General features: G+C 56.0%; 1 protein-coding gene. It reads left to right on the top strand.

Going from position 1 to position 1,720, the window contains the following annotated elements:
• Positions 1–270: 270 nt before the first annotated feature.
• Positions 271–513 carry a hypothetical protein gene (locus BN1129_RS16250; protein ID WP_042037899.1) on the top strand — a complete coding sequence of 81 codons (243 nt, stop codon included), beginning with the start codon at positions 271–273 and terminating at the stop codon, positions 511–513.
• The last annotated feature ends 1,207 nt before the right edge of the window (positions 514–1,720 follow it).

Here is a 1,720-nt window from a genome sequence, read left to right as displayed (position 1 = left end):
GGGGGGTACTCGGTACTTTAGGACCATCGATGCAGCGGCGGCGGTGGTGAGGTCATGCGGCTTTGTGAATGTACTGGTGTCTTGGGAGCAAGTGCCGCCAGAGATGGCTCCCAAGAAACAGCCTCCACCCTCCAGCAAAAGGACACCGCCACCCAAGAAAAAGCGCCGGAGGTAGTCAAATCTTGAAAACGAGGAATCAAATCTTTGTTTTGATTCCCGTTCCGCCATAATCAAATCGCGAATGTGACCAATCATAATGGGAATTTGACCATGGAAGAGCTGCAAGCCAAGTGGGTATTTGATCAGGGTGGGTTCTCGCGTGCGGTTGTTGTTCCAACACCTATGGGGGCTGGTTACCACCTGCATTTGGTGAAGTTTGGGAAGCAGGCCGAGACGGTAGTGATTGAGCGGCAGCGCGGCGGGTGGCGTGTGTTCAAGACCATTGACGCGGCAATAAACACCGCAGGAGGCATAGGCTTTCGCCGTATTGAGGTAGACATATCAGCCCGATAAGGGCGCTCCGTGGATAAGCCCTATTGCCCACAGGCCAAATGCACGGCCTATGGACAACCCTTCGGGAACGGGCTTAACCACCTCGCCAAGATCCTCTCTCTCTAATGACTTTCTGGACGGGCTACGGCCTACCGGCCTCCGCGAAAAAGGAAGCGCCAAGGCCTTGCTTGGCAAGGCTGCGCCCTCCTGCTTAAAACAGGCTTGCGCGACCATGATCGGACTGTCAGACGAACTCAGCGTTTCCCCTGAGTTGCCGCCCCTCTGCACGCTCCGATAGAGCACCTCCAACACCATCCCACTATCCCGATTCAGAAGCCCCTGAGAGCCTCTAGGCCTGTTTTCTAATACCTGCCTGTGGGTATGCCTTGCTGAGGTGCGCCGCTGCGCGTTTGGGCCGTTTGCAGAGTCTCCCCGTTCGGCCCGACCTACACACTCGTGACGGCAACAATCTCTTGAAGTCCAATCCGCACGGGTACGCAAAAGCGCCAAGGTGTAAGCCATGGTAATCAGGGGGGCGTGATTAGCTTGATCGAAAGGGCCTAGGGCCGCTAAACTGGTGGGGTATTCGGTAGCTCGGTCACGCCAGACCCTGTTACCCAGGTGAAGGGAGTTGCTGCTCCTAACACCTTCGAACGAACCGCCTTGCTGGGCGGTTTTTTCGTTTCTGGTGCCTAGATTACCCTTGGATGATCCTTTGGATCCAGCTTCGATCCTCTCCTTTCTGCAGAAAACTCGATTTAGCCCCGCTTTTACCCCTCTCCGGCCCGTTTACCGACCTCGCCTTGCTCCGCGATAGAGCGCAGCAGAGGAGGAGGAGCGAGGGCGCGCAGCGACCGACGACGGGTGCGGAGCGGTGGGAGCGATCCGGCTGGAATATTCACATGGGGGTGCATATTCCAGTTGCGGGCGATTATCTGGCTGGACTCTGAGAAACGGCTTCGTTTCGCCGTTTTGAGCGAGTCAGCAGGCAAGCGAAGCGCGGCAGGTTTGGGGATGGGGATCACCCTCCCCCCCCGTATAGTAATACGGGGGGAATACCAGCAAAAAACCTAGTATGCTAACGCAATTCGCTGTTTTGCATTCGCAGGAGACCACTTTGCTTGAATCAACCTTTAGGGAGCTGGCCAGTAATGGGGCCGTTGTTTCGGTGACCGTTTACCAGATGGATGAGGGCTATACGGTTGCTATTAAGACCATAACCGACCTG

The organism is Aeromonas popoffii (assembly GCF_000820025.1).
Taxonomy (GTDB): domain Bacteria; phylum Pseudomonadota; class Gammaproteobacteria; order Enterobacterales; family Aeromonadaceae; genus Aeromonas; species Aeromonas popoffii.
This window is presented reverse-complemented; position numbering and strand designations above follow the sequence as displayed.

Excerpts from the sequence above, each read along its gene's own strand:
- BN1129_RS16250 (WP_042037899.1), top strand. The coding sequence starts at position 271 with ATGGAAGAGCTGCAAGCCAAGTGGGTATTTGATCAGGGTGGGTTCTCG.